This window comes from Pseudomonas putida (genome assembly GCF_004357765.1).
GTDB lineage: Bacteria > Pseudomonadota > Gammaproteobacteria > Pseudomonadales > Pseudomonadaceae > Aquipseudomonas > Aquipseudomonas putida_U.
Genome location: NZ_SMTE01000004.1, coordinates 95,961 through 112,469 on the forward strand (window position 1 = coordinate 95,961; position 16,509 = coordinate 112,469).

Genomic DNA, 16,509 nt, shown 5'->3' on the forward strand with positions numbered 1-16,509 from the left:
ACAGGGGCTGGGTGATCTCCCATAGGAATTTCACACCCCCCTGTGGAAGCGTGCCCGCGAAGAGGCCGGCACAGCTCTACCTGATCAAGCCTTGAGCGCCTTCTTCGGATAAACGTCATACCGGCTCGACTTGCCTTCCAGGCTATGGCTCGGCTTGGGCCCGTCGATGATCGGCGCCTTACGTGGGCGTTTGACCACCACTCGGTGACTGGCCAGCGCCAGCGCCGCTTCCAGCAAGGCCGGGGCGTCCAGGTCGTCGCCTACCAAGGGCCGGAACACACGCATTTCCTTTTTAACCAATGCGCTCTTGTCGCGGTGGGGAAACATCGGATCGAGATAGATCACCTGCGGCGCCTCGCCTTCCCAGCTGCGCATGCGTTCGATGGCATTGCCGGTCAGCAGCCGCATGCGCGCGACGATCGGGCCGACCTCGGCATCCCCGACCGCACGGGCCAGGCCATCCTCGAGCAGGGCTGCGATCAACGGCTGACGTTCGATCAGGGTCATCTGGCAGCCGAGGCTGGCCAGCACGAATGCGTCCTTGCCCAAGCCCGCCGTGGCATCCAGCACCTGAGGCCGTACACCTTGGGCAATCCCCACCGCCTTGGCGATCATCTGCCCGTTGCCACCACCGAACAGTCGGCGGTGCGCCGCCTGGCCTTCTACGAAGTCCACCCGCACCGGGCCTGGGGCCTGGGGGCCGAGTTGCTGGATCTGCAAACCGTCAGCGCCGACCTGCACGGCGAAACCGGCCTCATCGTCCACCAGCGGCAGCCCCAGACGTTCTGCCCACTCGCTGGCCCGCCCAGCATATTCGGGGGTCAGTGCCTCGACCCTGAGCCCTGCGCCCTGCTCCTGCTCTACCATCACCACCGCACTCGAAAAATTTGATGAAGCCTTAATGAATCACCGGCCACGGCCGATACAGGCAATATCCCGCTATTCTGCCAGAGCACAGCGCGCACGACTGCCATGTCAGAGACTCTTTCCATCGGCTTGACCTACCTGTCGCCTGTCGACAACTACGGTCGGCAGAATACCCAGGCACTGGGGGGCGTCAGCCACCTGTGGCAGGATTTCTTCGCCCGCGCCATGGCCGAGCAGCAAGCGCCGGAGCCGGACACCTTCAGCCAGGCGCTGGTCGAGCAATACGACAAGCAAAGTGGCGAGCCTATCGGTGGCGCCCGGGCACTGGCGCTGATCGATGCGCAGCGCGCCTGCAATGTCCAGGATACTGAGGTCGCACCACCTGAGCCGCTGTTCCTGCCCAAGGCGGAACTGGAAGCTCACCTGCTCGAGCCTGCAGCCGAACCCTACAGCGCTGCCGAGCTGATCGAGCAGCAACGCCAGCTCGACGTCAACAACAGTTGGTTGCGGCCCGTGGTCATGAGCCAGGGCCATGAGTTACCGGTGCCCGGCCCCGCCCCTGCAACCCGTCCGCTGCACCTGCCGATCGCCGAGTTCGAAATGGACCTGCTGCCACCCGCCGCCGAGCCGTTCGATGAGCTCACCTTGGCGCAACAGCAGCAGGCACTGGAGTTCGACATCCACTGGGCGCGTCCGGTGGTACTGAACAACGTGCGCACCTACGCCTGAGGTCAGCGGCAGACCTGCCAGTGCCCCATGTCCAGGTGAAAGTGATTGTGGTGCGCCGCGTTGTAGTCCGGGCCCAACACTGTCCCGAACACCTCGCACGCCGCTTGCCGAGCCTCTCGCAGGAACGCGGCCTTCTGCCCCTCACCCTGCCAGTCCCGCGCCAATACCACCCGCTGACCATCCTTGAGCCGAAACCCGCTGATATCCAGGGCATTGGCCGAAGCGTGCTGGCTCAGCCGGCCTTGGGCACGGTTATACACGTTGCGACAGGCAAAGCTGCCGAGGTGGTCCACCTGCGTCACCGGTTGGCCAAATACACGTTGGGCTGCCGGTTGCAGGCCGTGCTCCTCGAACAGCGCATACGCCACCGCCAGCGGGCAACTGGCCAGAAAACTGCTGGACAAGCGCGCCTGCCCTCCTTCGATCCGCCACACGTTGCGTAGCGGGCATTTCGCCGACGACGGGCTGTCGGCCTGGGCTCGATAGCGCAGGCCGGAGCTTTGCAAGGCCTCTCGGCACAATGCTGGATCGCCGGCCAGGCGCGACAGCTTGTAGGAAGTCAGCAGGTTGGGGGGTTGGCTGACATCCAGTGGCGCCCACGGATTCCACGCCGCCGGTGGCCGCCCCCCCTGATGCCAGGCAAGGCCCGCGGCGAGCGCCAGGCAGAGCAGCAGCCCCAGCAGCCAGCGCATCGGTCAGCGGCGGAACAGGTCGTTGAGCTGGGCGAATGGCAGCGCCTGTTCGCCGTAGCTGAAGGTGCCCTGTTCACGGATCTCCAGCGCCGCACGCTGCAAGGCGCCCATGGCCGCCCGGGCCATCGACGAGCCGACGCTGATACGCTTCACACCCATGTCTTGCAGTTGGTTGACGCTCAAAGGTACGCCGGCCAGGCCCATCAGCACGTTCACCGGCTTCGGCGCCACGGCCTGAACCACCGCACGGATTTCGTCGACGCTGCGCAGTCCCGGTGCATAGAGCACATCGGCCCCCGCCTCGGCGAAGGCCTGCAGGCGCAGGATGGTATCGTCCAGGTCCATTCGGCCATGCAGCAGGTTCTCGGCCCGGGCACACAGGGTAAAGGGGAACGGCAGGCTGCGTGCGGCCTGTGCCGCCGCCCGCACCCGCTCGACCGCCAGGGCCAGGTCGTAGATAGGCGCGTCGCTGCGGCCAGTGGCATCCTCGATCGAACCACCCACCAGCCCCGCCTCGGCCGCTCGCAGGATGGCCTGCGCACAATCCTGCGGCAGTTCACCGAAACCGTTCTCCAGATCTGCGGCTACCGGCAAGGGCGTGGCGTCGACGATGGCCCTGGCATTTTCCAGCGTCTCCTCCAGGTTCAAGGCTGCTTCGGCATCGGGTCTGCCAAGGCTGAAGGCAAGTCCGGCACTGGTCGTGGCCAGGGCCTCGAAGCCAAGACCGGCCAGGAGCCGCGCCGACCCGGCATCCCACGGGTTGGGAATGACGAAGGCACCGTCACGCTCGTGCAGCGCCTTGAAGGCTTCGGCTCGCAGGGTTTGTACATCCATGATGGCGTCTCCAGCAGGTCGATCAGGCAATGGGGTGGCGTCAGAGTAGCCCCAATTGTTCGACCTCAGGGGCTCGCGGCAATTCAGACAAAGCGGCGAGTCCCGGCAGACGCGCCATCAGACGCTGGTGGAAGTGCTGAGCGAGCGCTGCGGCCAAGCGGTTGTCCGAGGTATGCAGAAACACATAAGGGCTGAGCCCTTGCTCGATCCATTCGGCGACCTTGGCTACCCAGGGCGTGAGGAAGCTGTCGTTGGCCGCCAAGGTCGGGTGGCCGATGAAGCGCACCTGCGGATGCTGGCTGAACGCGGCTGGGCGTGGTGGGACCTTGGGCTTTTTGGTTTGGGCATGCAGCACCGCAGGCTCGCGTGAGGTGCAACTGAACAATGCACGGGGGTCGAGACAGATGCGCTCTACCTGGCGCTCATGCAGCAGGCGATTGAGCAGGCGCTCTTCCTCGCCCTTGGCGAAAAACGCCTGGTTACGCACCTCGACGGCCACCGGCACGCCAATCTGATCGAGAAACGCGCTCAACTCGGCCAGACGCGCTGGGCCGAACTGCGCCGGCAGCTGCAGCCAGTAAGGCGCCACACGCTCCCCCAGCGGCGACAGCAGGCGCGTGAAGTCGAAGGCCGATTCGAGCCGATCGCGCAAATCCGCCTCGTGACTGATATCACCCGGAAACTTGGCGGTGAAACGGAAATGCGCAGGCATAACCTGGGCCCAACGGGCTACTGTGGCAGGCGCAGGTCGGGCATAGAAGGTGGTATTGCCCTCCACCGCATTGAACACCTGGCTATACAGGCCGAGAAACTCGTTGGGGCGGGCATCGGCGGGATACAGGTAGTCGCGCCAGGCCATTTCGCTCCAGGAGGGACAACCGAGAAAATAAGGCAGGGAGGACGAATTCATCCGTCAAATGTACAGGTCGAGCCCCAGTACTTCCATGTCCCAGTCATTGAAACCTGCGGTACTCAGGTAGCTGGCCAGCGCCCTGGCGGTGCGCCGATCACTGGCCCGGGGAAACACCAGATCCTGCTGGCGGGCCGGTAAACCGCTGCGAGGTCGTACCGGAGCGGCCTGGGCAGCCTCGGTATCGTCGATCAGTTCGGCATCATCGATGGCATCGTCCCGCACCGCAGCCTTGCGTGGGGCACGCTTGATCGGATAAGACTGCGGTGAGAAACCATCGATACGCATGAAATAGCACTCAGGACCAATAGTGGCAATTTAGCAGCACCAGGGATCCTTCGCTAATGCCCGCGTGATAACTGGACCACAGTTCGGGTAAAAGGTTTTATCGTGACCGGCAATAACCGACGGGCGACCTTCAACGCGTCTTGGGTGTCGCTACATTATCGCGCAGATATACCGGTTGCGCCTGCTCGGCGGCAATCGCCTCGCCCCGCCTCCAGGCGAACTCCGCCAGGCTGAGGACATCCAGGGCAGTGGGCAACGCGGCGGCATTGTGCGCGCCGACCTGCACAGCCAACCGCTCGCCGTAGCCCCAGCCTGTACCGGCTCCAAACCAGTCGCCGCCCATGCCTGCGGGCAGGATGACGCGTTCTGGCGGCAGGACCGCCTCTTGGCCAATCAAGCGCATTTCACCGGCCTCGGCCTGGTAGCAGCCCCAATACACCTCGTCCATCCGCGCATCGATAGCGGCAGCCACCTGTTGCACACCGTGTTCGCGCAGAGCGCCCTGGGCCAAGGCGGCCAGGTTGGATACCGGCAGTACCGGGCGCTCCAAGGCAAACGCCAGGCCCTGGACCACGCCAATGGCGATACGCACACCGGTGAACGCCCCTGGGCCACGGCCAAAGGCGATGGCATCCAGTGCATTGAGCGTTACACCGGATTCGGCCAGCAGCTGCTTGATCATCGGCAGCAGCTTCTGGGCATGCATGCGCGGGATCACCTCGTAATGGCTGGTCACCTTGCCGTCATGCAGCAATGCGACGGAACAGGCTTCGGTGGCGGTATCCAGGGCCAGCAGGGTGGTCATCGAACGGGTTTCCAGGGTGCGAGGGAAAAGAGCGGCAGTATAAACGACAACGGCCCGCAAGCGGGCCGTTGTGACGCGCGGAGATGGATCAGCTCAGCGCTGCCAGCACCTTGGCGGTAATGGCTTCGACCGAACCGACGCCTTCGATGTGGCTGTACTTCGGCTTGCCGCCGTTGTCGGCGGACAGTTTCTGGTAGAAGTCCACCAGAGGTTTGGTCTGGCTGTGGTAGACCGACAGGCGATGACGCACGGTTTCTTCCTTGTCATCGTCGCGCTGGATCAGGTCTTCACCGGTGACGTCGTCCTTGCCTTCCACTTTCGGCGGGTTGTACTGGATGTGGTAGGTACGACCCGACGCCAGGTGCACGCGGCGACCCGCCATACGGCCGACGATCTCTTCGTCGTCGACGGCGATCTCGACCACGGCGTCGATGTCGACACCGGCGGCGACCATGGCTTCAGCCTGGGGAATGGTCCGCGGGAAACCGTCGAACAGGCAGCCATTGGCGCAATCCGGCTGGGCGATGCGCTCCTTGACCAGGCTGATGATCAGTTCGTCCGAGACCAGCTGGCCGGCGTCCATGACTTTCTTCAGTTCCAGGCCCAGCGGGGTGCCGGCCTTGACGGCGGCACGCAGCATGTCGCCAGTGGAGATCTGCGGAATACCGAATTTTTCGGTGATGAACTTTGCCTGAGTACCTTTACCGGCCCCGGGAGCTCCCAGCAGAATTACGCGCATCTTGTGCTCCTCAAATTTTTTTATGAAATTCAATGGATTCGGCAACCTGGGCCAAGTCCGGAAAATCGGGTAAGACCATAAATCGGTCAAAAGGCTGCTCAAGATACACAGCGCTCGGCAGCCAGACAAGCGCCACAAAGTTGCAGGATTGGGCCATTCACGCCCCTGCCGGAGAGTGGTTGCGCCCGGCGCAACCACTCGCCGGCCCCTCTTGCCACACCTCGATCACTGTTGCCCTGCAGGGTAAAGCTGCAGTCTCAGCCGGTGTTGCGCAGACCTGCGGCAATACCGGCGACGGTCACCAGCAAGGCCTGCTCCAATGGGCTGTCCAGAGCGGCTTCGCGGCTGCGTGAACGCGCCAGCAGTTCGGCCTGGAGGCGATGCAGCGGGTCCAGGTAGGTATTGCGCAGGCTGATGAATTCCCGCGTCTCCGGACTGTGCGCCAGTAGCACCTGCTGACCGGTCAAACCTAGCACCACCTGGCAGGACTGCGACAATAGGTCGCGCAGGTGCGCACCCAAGCCACGCAACTCCGGTTGCACTAGACGTTCGTCGTAGGCTTCGGCGATCTGCGCGTCGGCCTTGGCCAGGACCATCTCGAGCATGTCGATGCGCGTGCGGAAGAACGGCCATTGCTGGCGCATCTGCGCCAACAACTCGCCCTGGCCACGTCCCAGGGCATTGCTCAACGCCGTCTCCCAGCCCAACCAGGCCGGGAGCATCAGCCGCGTCTGGGTCCAGCCGAAAATCCACGGGATCGCCCGCAGGCTCTCGATACCTCCGGCCCGTCGCTTGGCCGGGCGACTGCCCAGCGGTAGACGCCCAAGCTCTTGCTCAGGGGTCGACTGACGGAAATACTCGACGAAATCCGGGTTTTCGCGTACCACGCCCCGATAGGCCTTGAGGCCGTCAGCAGCCAACTGGTCCATCAGCGCTCGCCAGGCCGGCTCCGGCGGCGGTGGCGGCGACAAGGTGGCTTCGAGGACGGCCGCCAGGTAGAGGTTGAGGTTCTGTTCGGCGATGCCTGGCAAGCCGAACTTGAAGCGAATCATCTCACCCTGCTCGGTGGTACGGAAACGCCCCGCCACCGAGCCAGGCGGCTGCGACAAGATCGCCGCATGGGCCGGACCACCGCCACGGCCCACGGTACCGCCCCGGCCATGGAACAGCAGCAACTCGACTTGGTGTTCGCGGCAGATGCGCACCAGGTTTTCCTGGGCGCGGTACTGGGCCCAGGCAGCGGCAGTGGTGCCGGCATCCTTGGCCGAGTCGGAATAGCCGATCATCACTTCTTGCGGACCACGCAAGCCGGCGCGGTAGCCCGGCAAACTGAGCAGGCGCTCCATCACCGGCCCGGCGTTGTCCAGATCGGCCAGGGTTTCGAACAGCGGCACCACCCGCATCGGCCGGGTCAGGCCGGCTTCCTTGAGCAGCAATTGCACCGCCAGCACATCCGATGCCGCTCCGGCCATGGAAATCACATAGGAGCCCAGCGAGGCGGCAGGCGCCGCGGCGACCTCGCGGCAAGTGGCGAGCACTTCGGCGGTGTCGGCCTGGGGCTTGAAATGCGCCGGTAGCAGAGGACGGCGGTTTTTCAGCTCGGCCTGAAGGAATTCAATACGCTGTTCTTCGTCCCAATCGGCATAACGGCCCAGCCCCAGGTAATCGGTGATTTCCGACAGCGCGTCGCGGTGCCGGGCGGCATCCTGGCGTACGTCCAGGCGGCCCAGGAACAGGCCGAAGGTCACGGCGCGGCGCAAGGTGTCGAGCAACGGGCCATCGGCGATCACACCCATGCCACATTCATGCAGCGACTGGTAGCAGAGTTCGAGCGGTGCGATCAGGTCGCGGTTGTCGACCAACACGCCGGGATTGGCCGGCTGGCTGCCAGCCAAAGAGGCGTGGGCCCAGGTGCGGGTCGCTCGCAAGCGGTCGCGCAATTGCTTGAGCAGCGCCCGGTAGGGCTCGGCGCTGTCGCCTACCCGCTCACGCACGGCGCTGCTGGCCTGCTGCATGGACAGCTCTGCGGCCAGGGCATCGATGTCGCGCAGGAACAGGTCGGCCGCCATCCAGCGCGCCAACAGCAGTACTTCCCGAGTCACCGCCGCCGTGACGTTGGGGTTGCCGTCACGGTCGCCTCCCATCCAAGAGGCAAAGCGGATCGGCGCGGCCTCCAGCGGCAGGTGCAGTCCGGTCGCCTCGAACAACGCCGCGTCGACCTTGCGCAAGTGATTGGGCACCGCCTGCCACAGCGAGTGCTCGATCACCGCGAAGCCCCACTTGGCTTCATCCACCGGGGTCGGCCGGCTGCGGCGGATCTCTTCGGTGTGCCAGGCTTCGGCGATCAGCCGACGTAGACGCTCGCGCACCTGTTGCCGCTCGGCTGCGGTCAGATCGCGATGATCCTGAGCAGCCAGTTGCCCGGCGATCGCGTCGTACTTCTGGATCAACGTGCGCCGCGCCACTTCGGTGGGATGCGCGGTGAGCACCAGTTGGATATCCAGCTTGGCCAACTGTCGGGCGAGCGCATCGTTACCGTGACCGGCCTGTTTCAGCCGCGCCAGCAACTCCGGCAGTACCCGAGCCTCGAACGGCTCTGGCTGGTCGGCGTCGCGCCGGCGGATCAACTGGTACTGCTCGGCCATGTTGGCCAGGTTCAGAAACTGGTTGAATGCCCGGGCCACCGGCAACAGATCGTCCTCGCCGAGGTTGGCCAGGGTCGAGCTCAACTGCTCGGCGGCGCCACGGCGGTCGGCCTTGGCACTGTGGCGAATGTCCTCGATCTTGCCGAGAAAGGCGTCGCCGTGCTGCTGGCGAATGGTCTCGCCGAGCAACTCCCCCAACAGATGGACATCTTCACGCAATCGCACATCGATATCGGTCATTGGCCCTCTCTTCGGCGCGGCTAGCCCGCACGCTTGTCGTCAACAGCACAACCCCAAGAGTGCCCACAGCCGGGGCCCCGTGGCAAGCCGCGATCAGGCAAAGCAAACTAAAGTGAAGACAGAGCACTCCGATGCAATGCAGCCTTTCACAGGCGTAGACAGAGGTCATCATGAAAATCCGCGAACTCGCACAACACTGGGAACAGAACGCCGCCGGGCGCATGAGCCCGACCAGCCATGTGCTGCACCTGGACCTGGAGTCCGAAGCACGCCTGGCAGCGCTGATCGAGATGTACCCCAAACGTACGGCCGAAGAACTGCTCGGCGAACTGGTCGCAGCCGCCCTCGAAGAGGTGGAGGCAAGTTTTCCCTATGTGCCTGGCAGCCAGGTCATCGCCACCGATGAGGAAGGTGATCCGCTGTATGAAGACATTGGCCCCACCCCGCGCTTTCTTAGCCTTTCCCGGCGCCACTTGCACACCCTGAGCAACACGGCGCAAGACAGTCAGGAATGACCGCACCACGCCGGTCGGCGCGCCGAAACGGCCCGCCGACCGGCGTTCGGCCCCGCAGCCAGCCGCCCTCGCCGCTGACTGACCAGTCAGAAATAATTGCCGTTGCATGTGTAATTTTTCTGAACCATTGGAAAAAAACCCCAGTCCCAGCCAATAGCCATCACGCTAAAACCCTGCACACCTGCCGTTGTGCACCGTTCGGCTGAAGCGCGCGGAACTGTCAGGGATTGAGCGATGGACTGCTACGGACATCGTCGTTATCAGGAGTGATCCAATGGAGCTGACCACCATGAAGACCCGCACTTCGAAACCCTCATCCAATCACCTGCGCGGGTTCAAGCTGGCCGCGCTGGCACTGGGCAGTAGCTTGGTCCTTGCTGGCTGCGCCGGCAACCCGCCGACCGAGCAGTATGCCGTGACCAAGTCCGCCGTGAACTCCGCCGTAAGTGCCGGCGGCACCGAGTTCGCCGCCGTCGAAATGAAAGCGGCGCAGGACAAGTTCAAGCAAGCCGAAATCGCCATGCACGACAAGAAGTACGACGAAGCCAAGCGTCTGGCCGAACAGGCCGAATGGGACGCCCGCGTCGCCGAGCGCAAGGCCCAGGCGGCCAAGGCCCAGAAGGCCGTGCAGGATGCCCGCCAGGGCGTTCAGGACGTACGTGAGGAAGGCCTGCGCAGCGCTCAATGAGCTCTGTGCAGCCAACCCCAGCCTTCGCCAACGATCAAAGGATGAACACTATGCGCAACTACGTCATGATTCCCGCCCTGCTGGCCCTGAGTGTCGGTCTCGCTGCCTGCTCGCACGATCCGAACCCCAACCTGGAGTCGGCCCGCACCAACTTCTCTTCGCTGCAAAGCGACCCGCAGGCGAGCAAAGTCGCAGCACTGGAAACCAAAGATGCCCAGGATTGGCTGAACAAAGCCGACAAGGCCTTCATGGAACGCGAGGACACTGAGAAAGTCGACCAGTTGGCCTACCTGACCAACCAGCGCGTCGAAGTGGCCAAGCAGACCATCGCCCTGCGCACCGCCGAAAACGAGCTGAAGAACGCCTCTGCGCAACGTGCCCAGGCCAAGCTTGACGCACGTGATGCACAGATCAAGAAACTGCAGGAGAGCCTCAACGCCAAACAGACCGACCGTGGCACCTTGGTGACCTTCGGTGACGTGCTGTTCGACTTCAACAAGGCCGAGCTCAAAAGCAGTGCCTACCCCAACATCACCAAGCTGGCCCAGTTCCTTCAGGAAAACCCGGAGCGCAAGGTGATCGTCGAGGGTTATACCGATAGCGTCGGCTCGGCCAGCTACAACCAGAGCCTGTCCGAGCGCCGCGCCAACAGCGTGCGCATGGCCTTGGTACGTGCCGGTGTCGATCCATCGCGCATCGTCGCTCAGGGTTATGGCAAGGAGTACCCGGTCGCGGACAACTCCAGCAACTCGGGCCGCGCGCAGAACCGTCGAGTGGAGGTGACCATCTCCAACGACAACCAGCCCGTGGCACCGCGTTCGGTCAGCCAGCGTTAAGCGATACCGCAGGTAATAGAAAGCCCCGCCAGCTGTGCGGGGCTTTTTTGGTGTCTGCCATAAGGTATTTGGCGCCTGTGAGATCGAGCGCCACCTCAACCCCTAAGACAAACCCCTGGTGGCTCCCACCAACCTGCCGCCAAACCAATCACAGCCACTCTTTCCCAACATCCCGTGAAGACCCCCTTGTTTTGCGGCCCCTTCGCGAAGACCGCAGCTCACTGCACCTGCTGCGGCGTTTCCTCGCCCATGCAACGCACCGCCCGCTTGCGGTTGTCCACCAGGACTCCGGTCAGGCCCTTCTGCTGGGTATCGAACAACACCAGCACGCCATCGACACATTGCGCCACCTGCGGCGCGGGGTCGAGGGACACCTTGTAGTCCTCGCCGGGGACCGTCTTGAGCATGGTGTAGTCCTGCAGCAGCAGGGCATCCTCAGGCTTGGCGAAATGCAGGTAGCCGTAGTACCAAAGGGCCCCCACCGTCACGATGATGCTGCCGACACCGGTCAGGATCAACGGGATGGCGTTGCGTTCTTCACTCATTGCTTGTTCTTCTCGTCAGGGTAGTTGGGCACTTCGGCAAGCCGGCGCAGGCCGTTGAAATGGCTTGGGTCATCGAGGAAGCGCAGCATCACCTGGCGCCATACCGGGTCGGCGAAGGTCTGCACATGGCCGCCACGGGTCAGTTGCAACACCCTCGGAGGTGGTGCGTGCTGGTACAGGCGGATGCCGTTGTCCATCGGCACCAGATTGTCGTCGATGCTGTGGAAGAACAGCTTCGGCGGGCTGCTCAGCCGCTCGATCGAGCGAATCGCGCTGTCGCCGTCCGGCACCAGCCAGGACAGCGGCACCTGCAACGGCCAGGTCATCCACGAGGTGCTCAAGGCATAGCGACCGACCGCGCGGTAGCTGGCAGGCACGCCATCGAATACCAACGCGCTGAAGCGCGCGTTCTGCTCCGGGTGCGCCGCCAGGTAATGAATGGCCATCGCTCCACCCAGGCTCTGGCCCAGCAACACCAGCGGCTTGCCCTGAACCTCGGGCGCCTGGGCAAGCCACACCATCGCTGCGTCGATATCGGCGTAGACCTCAGGCAGGCTTGGCTTGCCCTCGGACAACCCATAGCCCCGGTAATCGATCATCAGCACCTGATAGCCCTGCTCCGGCAGCCAATAGCTGCCGCCCAGGTGCCCCGCCAGGTTGCCGCCATTGCCGTGCAGGTGCAACACCGTGCCCTTGACCGTGACTCCGGCCTTGGCCGGAAGCCACCAGCCATGCAAACGGATGCCATCGCGGGTGGTCAGGGTCAGATCCCGGTACTCGAGCTTGGCCCGCTGCGGTGTGAAAGGCTCTCCAGGTTCGGGATAGAACAGCAAGCTGCTGCACCCGGCCAGGCCCAGCAGGGCCACGGCCAACACCAGCAGGCGACAGCGATCAGAGAATGTTGGCGTAGTCGGCTTCAATGCGATCCAGGCTCAGGTGATTGAGGAAGTTGGAGAAACACATCCACGCCGAGAGGGCGTTGAGGTCGCGGAATTGCTCCGGCAGATACTTGGGCGGCTCCACCAGCCCTTCCTCTACCAACTGGCGCAAGGTCCGCATGTCTTCGAGAGTGGTTTTGCCGCAGAACAGCAGTGGAATCTGCTCCAGCTTGCCCTTCTTCACGGCCAACTGAATGTAGTTGTAAACCATGATGAAGCCTTTGAGGTAGGACAAGTCCTTGGTGAATGGCAATCCATCGGGCACCGAACCGCGGAACACCCGACTGGCGTTGCTGTAGCTCTGCGCCATCTCGAAACCCTGGGCGCGGAAGAACTCATAGACCTGCATGAAGTCCGCCCCCTCCTCGACCATGTGGATGGCGCGGGTACGGTTGGTCAGCTTGCGCAGGCGACTGGGATACGAGGCGAAGGCGATTACCTCCATGAGGATCGCCAGACCCTCCTGGGTCACTGTCGAGGAGGGGGGCCCCTTGGCCAGAAAGGTGCAGATCGGCTGATTCAGGCCATTGAGCGTGGTGCCGACATGCACCAGCCCCTCATGAACCTCCAGGGCCCGCACATCGCGGCTGTTGAACATGGCGTCGGCACGCACCTTGATGTAGTCGGCACCCGCCGCGGCGTCGGCGACGATCCCGTCGGATTCGAACACGCGGATGGTCCCCTCCGCCTCGCCGAACACTTTGTTCAGCCGGTGCTGGAGGATTTCCACGGCCTGCTTGGCAGTGAGGTTCTTTGGCTCGTCCTTGAGGTCGCCGCGGCCATCGATGTTGTTGAGGTAGTCCGAGAGCATCAACCCCAGATCGGCCAGGGTCGGGTCACCGGCATGAAAGGCATCCGACGCGGCGCCGTAGAGCTCCTGGGAGATCAGGCCGAAGTCCTCGGTGCCTCGCGCCTCGAGCATGCGCACCACCATTCGGTATTCGCGGCACATGCGCTTCATGATCTGCCCGACCGGATTGAACTGGCCGAGCTGGCGGATGATATCGCGCTCGATCCCCTGGAATTCGGCCTTCACCGCGCTGGAATCGAATGCCAATGGACGCGATTGATAATAAGCGCGATCGACCGCCGGCGGCTCCTTGCCCCTGGCCTTGAGGAAGCCTTGACGGATGTTGTCATCCCACTTCACCGCATCGAGCACACGGATCGGCGTCTGCGCTGCGACGATGCGGTCGGACAGGGCGCGGATGGTCTGCTGGTATTCGTCCACTGGGGACTCCTTGTTCAAAGGCGCACGCGTAATTCGCTACTTACCGGAGCGCTGGAACCGCGCCACCTCGACGAACAGGTCGGAATTGGCCGGGTCGTCCAGGTACGCCAGGACCCGCGCGGCAGGGCTGTCGATCAGCACGCCGTCACCGTCCTCTTCGTCTACCTGGGTGCTACGCCCCGAGAGTTCTTTGTTCTGCACGGCCTGCAGGACCTGGTCGACATCAAGGTTGTAGACCACCAGCTCCTTGCCATCGACGATGTCGAACCCACCGATCAGGAAGTTGCCGCCCAGACGCTTCGGCACCCCAGCAGACAGGTACCAGCGGTTGCCATGTCGCGAAACGGTGAACGTGTATTGCTCCGGCGCCTTGCCCTTTGCCGTGGCCACCGCCGTGTAGGCATCGCCACCGCTGCGCCTGATGGTCAGCCGCAGCGGCTCGCCCCAGGCATCCTTGCTGCTCCATTTGCCGAGCAAGGCCTTGGGCGCTGCCTGGTTGCTCGGCAGCGGCTCATGAAAGGTCACCAGACAACCGCCCAGCAGCAGAAATGACAAGGTCAACAACAGCACACGCCAGGCCTTCATCTACTTCTCCTTGAAAGATATCTCGGCTCAGGCCGATGCCAGCACCAGGTGCAGATAACGGGTAAGCATAGCGAGCATCTGCCCATCGGCTTGCGCGTCGGCATCCTTGAGCAGGCCCTGATATTCCATCTGCTCGATAATCGCCGTCAACATCTGGGCGTCCTGTTCCGGTTGCTGCGAGCCGACCACCTGCAGCAGCTGGCGGGCGCCGTGCAGCAGAATCTGCTCGTGGGCGCACACCAGCTCGGCCAGCCGAGGGCACAACAAGGCTTCTTGGCGGAACGCCTGCTCGGCCATCATGAAATCGCGACGGTTGAGCAACTGGCGCTGAACGTAGTCGACCGTCATGCGCGCGATTTCGTCCGCCAGCCGCGCCCGCGACTGCGCACTGCCATCGCCCTGGGCCAGCAACTGGCGCAGCACGACCTCGGTGTTGGCCCAGAGCTTGGCCATATAGGCGGCACTGCGCTCGACGTACTGGGCGAAGGTATCGGTGAGCAGGTCCTCGATATCCTTGAAGTAGTAGGTGGTGGCCGATAACGGCACATCGGCCTCGGCTGCCACGGCGCGGTGGCGTACACCGCGCACACCATCGCGCACGACGATGCGCATGGCGGCGTCGAGAATCGCCTGGCGACGTTGCTCGCTGCCCTGGCGGGCGGTCTTGCGCCCCTGGTATTGCACGCTTTCGGCGACGGCGGTGGCGATGCCGGCGGCGCCTTGATGAGCCATTGCGGGTGTCACGGGGTGTACCTCATGGACGGTGGTTTGCCTGGGCCCGCGAAGAGGCCAGCACTGCCAGTACCAGTGTACAGGCAATAAAAAGCCGCCCCGAAAGGCGGCTTGTTCACTTCGCTCAGGCTTGCGGGCGCATGTGCGGGAACAGGATCACATCGCGAATCGACGGCGAGTTGGTCAGCAGCATCACCAGACGGTCGATACCGATGCCCTCACCGGCCGTTGGCGGCATGCCGTACTCCAGCGCACGCACGAAGTCAGCGTCATAGTGCATGGCTTCGTCGTCACCGGCGTCCTTCTCGGCCACCTGGGCCAGGAAGCGCTCGGCCTGGTCTTCGGCATCGTTGAGCTCGGAGTACGCGTTGGCGATCTCGCGGCCACCGATGAACAGCTCGAAGCGGTCGGTGACAGCCGGGTTTTCGTCGTTGCGGCGGGCGAGCGGCGAGACTTCGAAGGGGTACTCGGTGATGAAGTGCGGCTGCTCCAGCTTGTGCTCGACCAGCTCTTCGAAAATCATCACCTGCAACTTGCCCAGGCCTTCGTGACCCAGCACCTTGGCACCGGCTTTCTTGGCGATGTCACGGGCACGGTCGACGTCCTGCAGGTCAGCGGCAGTGAGCTCCGGGTTGTACTTGAGGATCGAGTCGAACACCGAAAGACGGGCGAATGGCTCGCCGAAGTGGAACACCTTGTCGCCGTAAGGCACGTCGGTGCTGCCCAGTACCAGCTGCGCCAGCTCGCGGAACAGTTCCTCGGTGAGGTCCATGTTGTCGCGATAGTCGGCGTAGGCCTGGTAGAACTCGAGCATGGTGAACTCAGGGTTGTGCCGGGTCGAGACGCCTTCGTTACGGAAGTTGCGGTTGATCTCGAACACCTTCTCGAACCCACCGACCACCAGCCGCTTGAGGTACAGCTCCGGCGCGATACGCAGGAACATGGCCATGTCCAGGGCGTTGTGGTGGGTTTCGAACGGCTTGGCCGCGGCGCCGCCAGGGATGGTCTGCAGCATCGGCGTCTCGACTTCGAGGAAGTCGCGCTCGATGAGGAACTTGCGGATGTGCGAGATCACCTGCGAGCGCACCCGGAAAGTGTGGCGGGTTTCCTCGTTGACCATCAGGTCGACGTAGCGCTGGCGGTAGCGCTGTTCGGTGTCGGTCAGGCCGTGGTGCTTGTCCGGCAGCGGGCGCAACGACTTGGTCAGCAGGCGCACGTCGGTCATCTCGACGTACAGGTCACCCTTGCCGGAACGGGCCAGGGTGCCTTCGGCGCTGATGATGTCGCCCAGGTCCCAGGTCTTGACCGCCGCCAGGGTTTCTTCCGGCAGGGTCTTGCGGTTGACGTAGACCTGGATTCGACCGGTCATGTCCTGGATGACCATGAACGAGCCACGGTTGAGCATGATGCGGCCGGCAACCTTGACCGGGATCGCGGCTGCTTCCAGCTCTTCCTTGGTCTTGTCCGCATACTGCTTCTGCAGGTCGTTGCAGTAGCTGTCGCGACGGAAGTCGTTGGGGAAGGCATTGCCCTTGGCGCGTTCTGCGGCAAGTTTTTCCTTGCGCAGGGCGATCAGGGCGTTTTCTTCCTGTTGCAGGTCTTGCGATTCGGTCTTGAGGTCGCTCATGTCGTCATTCTTTCCATCAGGTGTTCGTTGCCCTTTTCGGGCAGGGCACGCGATACCGGCGGA

The 16,509-nt window shown here is 63.5% G+C and carries 19 protein-coding genes; 4 read left to right on the forward strand and 15 right to left on the reverse strand.

What is annotated here, in order from left to right:
- Positions 1 to 84: 84 nt before the first annotated feature.
- Positions 85 to 867, reverse strand: a complete 783-nt coding sequence (locus tag E2H86_RS06960) for a class I SAM-dependent methyltransferase (RefSeq protein WP_133326581.1) — start codon at positions 865 to 867, stop codon at positions 85 to 87.
- Between the two features lie 105 nt (positions 868 to 972).
- On the opposite strand from E2H86_RS06960, the gene E2H86_RS06965 reads away from it, so the two are divergent.
- Positions 973 to 1,596: an energy transducer TonB gene (locus E2H86_RS06965; RefSeq protein ID WP_133326074.1), complete on the forward strand. Its 624-nt coding sequence runs from the start codon at positions 973 to 975 to the stop codon at positions 1,594 to 1,596.
- Between the two features lie 2 nt (positions 1,597 to 1,598).
- On the opposite strand, the gene E2H86_RS06970 is transcribed toward E2H86_RS06965, so the two are convergent.
- The 8 genes from E2H86_RS06970 to ppc form a co-directional block, all read right to left on the reverse strand.
- Entirely contained in the window at positions 1,599 to 2,288 is a 690-nt protein-coding gene (locus E2H86_RS06970) for an extensin-like domain-containing protein (RefSeq protein ID WP_133326076.1), read from the reverse strand.
- A gap of 3 nt (positions 2,289 to 2,291) precedes the next feature.
- The gene (locus tag E2H86_RS06975; RefSeq protein ID WP_133326078.1) at positions 2,292 to 3,122 is read right to left on the reverse strand and encodes an isocitrate lyase/PEP mutase family protein; all 831 of its coding nucleotides are present in this window, start codon (positions 3,120 to 3,122) and stop codon (positions 2,292 to 2,294) included.
- A gap of 40 nt (positions 3,123 to 3,162) precedes the next feature.
- On the reverse strand, positions 3,163 to 4,032 hold the full coding sequence (locus tag E2H86_RS06980; protein WP_133326080.1) for a DUF72 domain-containing protein: 870 nt from the start codon (positions 4,030 to 4,032) through the stop codon (positions 3,163 to 3,165).
- 3 nt (positions 4,033 to 4,035) lie between these two features.
- Positions 4,036 to 4,320: a hypothetical protein gene (locus E2H86_RS06985; RefSeq protein WP_133326082.1), complete on the reverse strand. Its 285-nt coding sequence runs from the start codon at positions 4,318 to 4,320 to the stop codon at positions 4,036 to 4,038.
- Between the two features lie 130 nt (positions 4,321 to 4,450).
- Complete coding sequence (gene tsaB, locus E2H86_RS06990; RefSeq protein WP_133326084.1) at positions 4,451 to 5,125, reverse strand: tRNA (adenosine(37)-N6)-threonylcarbamoyltransferase complex dimerization subunit type 1 TsaB; 675 nt, start codon at positions 5,123 to 5,125, stop codon at positions 4,451 to 4,453.
- A gap of 88 nt (positions 5,126 to 5,213) precedes the next feature.
- Entirely contained in the window at positions 5,214 to 5,864 is a 651-nt protein-coding gene (adk, locus tag E2H86_RS06995) for an adenylate kinase (RefSeq protein WP_133326086.1), read from the reverse strand.
- Between the two features lie 10 nt (positions 5,865 to 5,874).
- Positions 5,875 to 6,021, reverse strand: a complete 147-nt coding sequence (locus E2H86_RS25930; protein WP_165976039.1) for a hypothetical protein — start codon at positions 6,019 to 6,021, stop codon at positions 5,875 to 5,877.
- 100 nt (positions 6,022 to 6,121) lie between these two features.
- A complete protein-coding gene (gene ppc / locus E2H86_RS07000) occupies positions 6,122 to 8,749 on the reverse strand; it encodes a phosphoenolpyruvate carboxylase (protein WP_133326088.1) in 2,628 nt (875 codons plus the stop codon).
- Positions 8,750 to 8,919: 170 nt separating this feature from the next.
- On the opposite strand from ppc, the gene E2H86_RS07005 reads away from it, so the two are divergent.
- The 3 genes from E2H86_RS07005 to E2H86_RS07015 all read left to right on the forward strand — a co-directional run bounded on the left by E2H86_RS07005 (position 8,920) and on the right by E2H86_RS07015 (position 10,788).
- Positions 8,920 to 9,264, forward strand: a complete 345-nt coding sequence (locus tag E2H86_RS07005; RefSeq protein WP_133326090.1) for a pilin assembly protein — start codon at positions 8,920 to 8,922, stop codon at positions 9,262 to 9,264.
- Between the two features lie 274 nt (positions 9,265 to 9,538).
- Positions 9,539 to 9,952: a DUF4398 domain-containing protein gene (locus tag E2H86_RS07010; protein WP_133326092.1), complete on the forward strand. Its 414-nt coding sequence runs from the start codon at positions 9,539 to 9,541 to the stop codon at positions 9,950 to 9,952.
- 50 nt (positions 9,953 to 10,002) lie between these two features.
- The gene (locus tag E2H86_RS07015) at positions 10,003 to 10,788 is read left to right on the forward strand and encodes an OmpA family protein (protein ID WP_133326094.1); all 786 of its coding nucleotides are present in this window, start codon (positions 10,003 to 10,005) and stop codon (positions 10,786 to 10,788) included.
- 218 nt (positions 10,789 to 11,006) lie between these two features.
- Here E2H86_RS07015 and E2H86_RS07020 read toward each other — a convergent pair whose 3' ends face one another.
- From E2H86_RS07020 to lysS, 6 genes are all read right to left on the reverse strand, one after another.
- Complete coding sequence (locus E2H86_RS07020; protein ID WP_009686993.1) at positions 11,007 to 11,333, reverse strand: hypothetical protein; 327 nt, start codon at positions 11,331 to 11,333, stop codon at positions 11,007 to 11,009.
- Positions 11,330 to 12,253: an alpha/beta hydrolase gene (locus E2H86_RS07025; RefSeq protein WP_133326096.1), complete on the reverse strand. Its 924-nt coding sequence runs from the start codon at positions 12,251 to 12,253 to the stop codon at positions 11,330 to 11,332. The genes E2H86_RS07020 and E2H86_RS07025 overlap by 4 nt, the downstream gene beginning before the upstream one ends.
- Positions 12,225 to 13,502: a flavohemoglobin expression-modulating QEGLA motif protein gene (locus tag E2H86_RS07030; RefSeq protein WP_133326098.1), complete on the reverse strand. Its 1,278-nt coding sequence runs from the start codon at positions 13,500 to 13,502 to the stop codon at positions 12,225 to 12,227. Before E2H86_RS07030 ends, E2H86_RS07025 begins: the two co-directional genes overlap by 29 nt.
- A 36-nt stretch (positions 13,503 to 13,538) precedes the next feature.
- Entirely contained in the window at positions 13,539 to 14,087 is a 549-nt protein-coding gene (locus tag E2H86_RS07035) for a hypothetical protein (RefSeq protein WP_133326100.1), read from the reverse strand.
- Between the two features lie 27 nt (positions 14,088 to 14,114).
- Complete coding sequence (locus E2H86_RS07040; RefSeq protein ID WP_133326102.1) at positions 14,115 to 14,819, reverse strand: TetR/AcrR family transcriptional regulator; 705 nt, start codon at positions 14,817 to 14,819, stop codon at positions 14,115 to 14,117.
- Positions 14,820 to 14,943: 124 nt separating this feature from the next.
- Positions 14,944 to 16,446, reverse strand: coding sequence for a lysine--tRNA ligase (gene lysS, locus E2H86_RS07045; RefSeq protein ID WP_133326104.1), 1,503 nt, complete (start codon positions 16,444 to 16,446; stop codon positions 14,944 to 14,946).
- Positions 16,447 to 16,509: the final 63 nt, after the last annotated feature.

Bases quoted from the DNA above. Each gene is read 5' to 3' on its own strand.
- E2H86_RS07035 (WP_133326100.1), bottom strand. From the start codon at position 14,087: ATGAAGGCCTGGCGTGTGCTGTTGTTGACCTTGTCATTTCTGCTGCTG.
- E2H86_RS07015 (WP_133326094.1), top strand. From the start codon at position 10,003: ATGCGCAACTACGTCATGATTCCCGCCCTGCTGGCCCTGAGTGTCGGT.
- tsaB (WP_133326084.1), bottom strand. From the start codon at position 5,125: ATGACCACCCTGCTGGCCCTGGATACCGCCACCGAAGCCTGTTCCGTC.
- E2H86_RS06960 (WP_133326581.1), bottom strand. From the start codon at position 867: ATGGTAGAGCAGGAGCAGGGCGCAGGGCTCAGGGTCGAGGCACTGACC.
- E2H86_RS06980 (WP_133326080.1), bottom strand. From the start codon at position 4,032: ATGAATTCGTCCTCCCTGCCTTATTTTCTCGGTTGTCCCTCCTGGAGC.
- E2H86_RS06985 (WP_133326082.1), bottom strand. From the start codon at position 4,320: ATGCGTATCGATGGTTTCTCACCGCAGTCTTATCCGATCAAGCGTGCC.
- E2H86_RS06975 (WP_133326078.1), bottom strand. From the start codon at position 3,122: ATGGATGTACAAACCCTGCGAGCCGAAGCCTTCAAGGCGCTGCACGAG.
- ppc (WP_133326088.1), bottom strand. From the start codon at position 8,749: ATGACCGATATCGATGTGCGATTGCGTGAAGATGTCCATCTGTTGGGG.
- E2H86_RS07005 (WP_133326090.1), top strand. From the start codon at position 8,920: ATGAAAATCCGCGAACTCGCACAACACTGGGAACAGAACGCCGCCGGG.
- E2H86_RS06965 (WP_133326074.1), top strand. From the start codon at position 973: ATGTCAGAGACTCTTTCCATCGGCTTGACCTACCTGTCGCCTGTCGAC.
- adk (WP_133326086.1), bottom strand. From the start codon at position 5,864: ATGCGCGTAATTCTGCTGGGAGCTCCCGGGGCCGGTAAAGGTACTCAG.
- E2H86_RS06970 (WP_133326076.1), bottom strand. From the start codon at position 2,288: ATGCGCTGGCTGCTGGGGCTGCTGCTCTGCCTGGCGCTCGCCGCGGGC.
- E2H86_RS07040 (WP_133326102.1), bottom strand. From the start codon at position 14,819: ATGGCTCATCAAGGCGCCGCCGGCATCGCCACCGCCGTCGCCGAAAGC.
- E2H86_RS07010 (WP_133326092.1), top strand. From the start codon at position 9,539: ATGGAGCTGACCACCATGAAGACCCGCACTTCGAAACCCTCATCCAAT.
- E2H86_RS25930 (WP_165976039.1), bottom strand. From the start codon at position 6,021: ATGGCCCAATCCTGCAACTTTGTGGCGCTTGTCTGGCTGCCGAGCGCT.
- E2H86_RS07020 (WP_009686993.1), bottom strand. From the start codon at position 11,333: ATGAGTGAAGAACGCAACGCCATCCCGTTGATCCTGACCGGTGTCGGC.
- lysS (WP_133326104.1), bottom strand. From the start codon at position 16,446: ATGAGCGACCTCAAGACCGAATCGCAAGACCTGCAACAGGAAGAAAAC.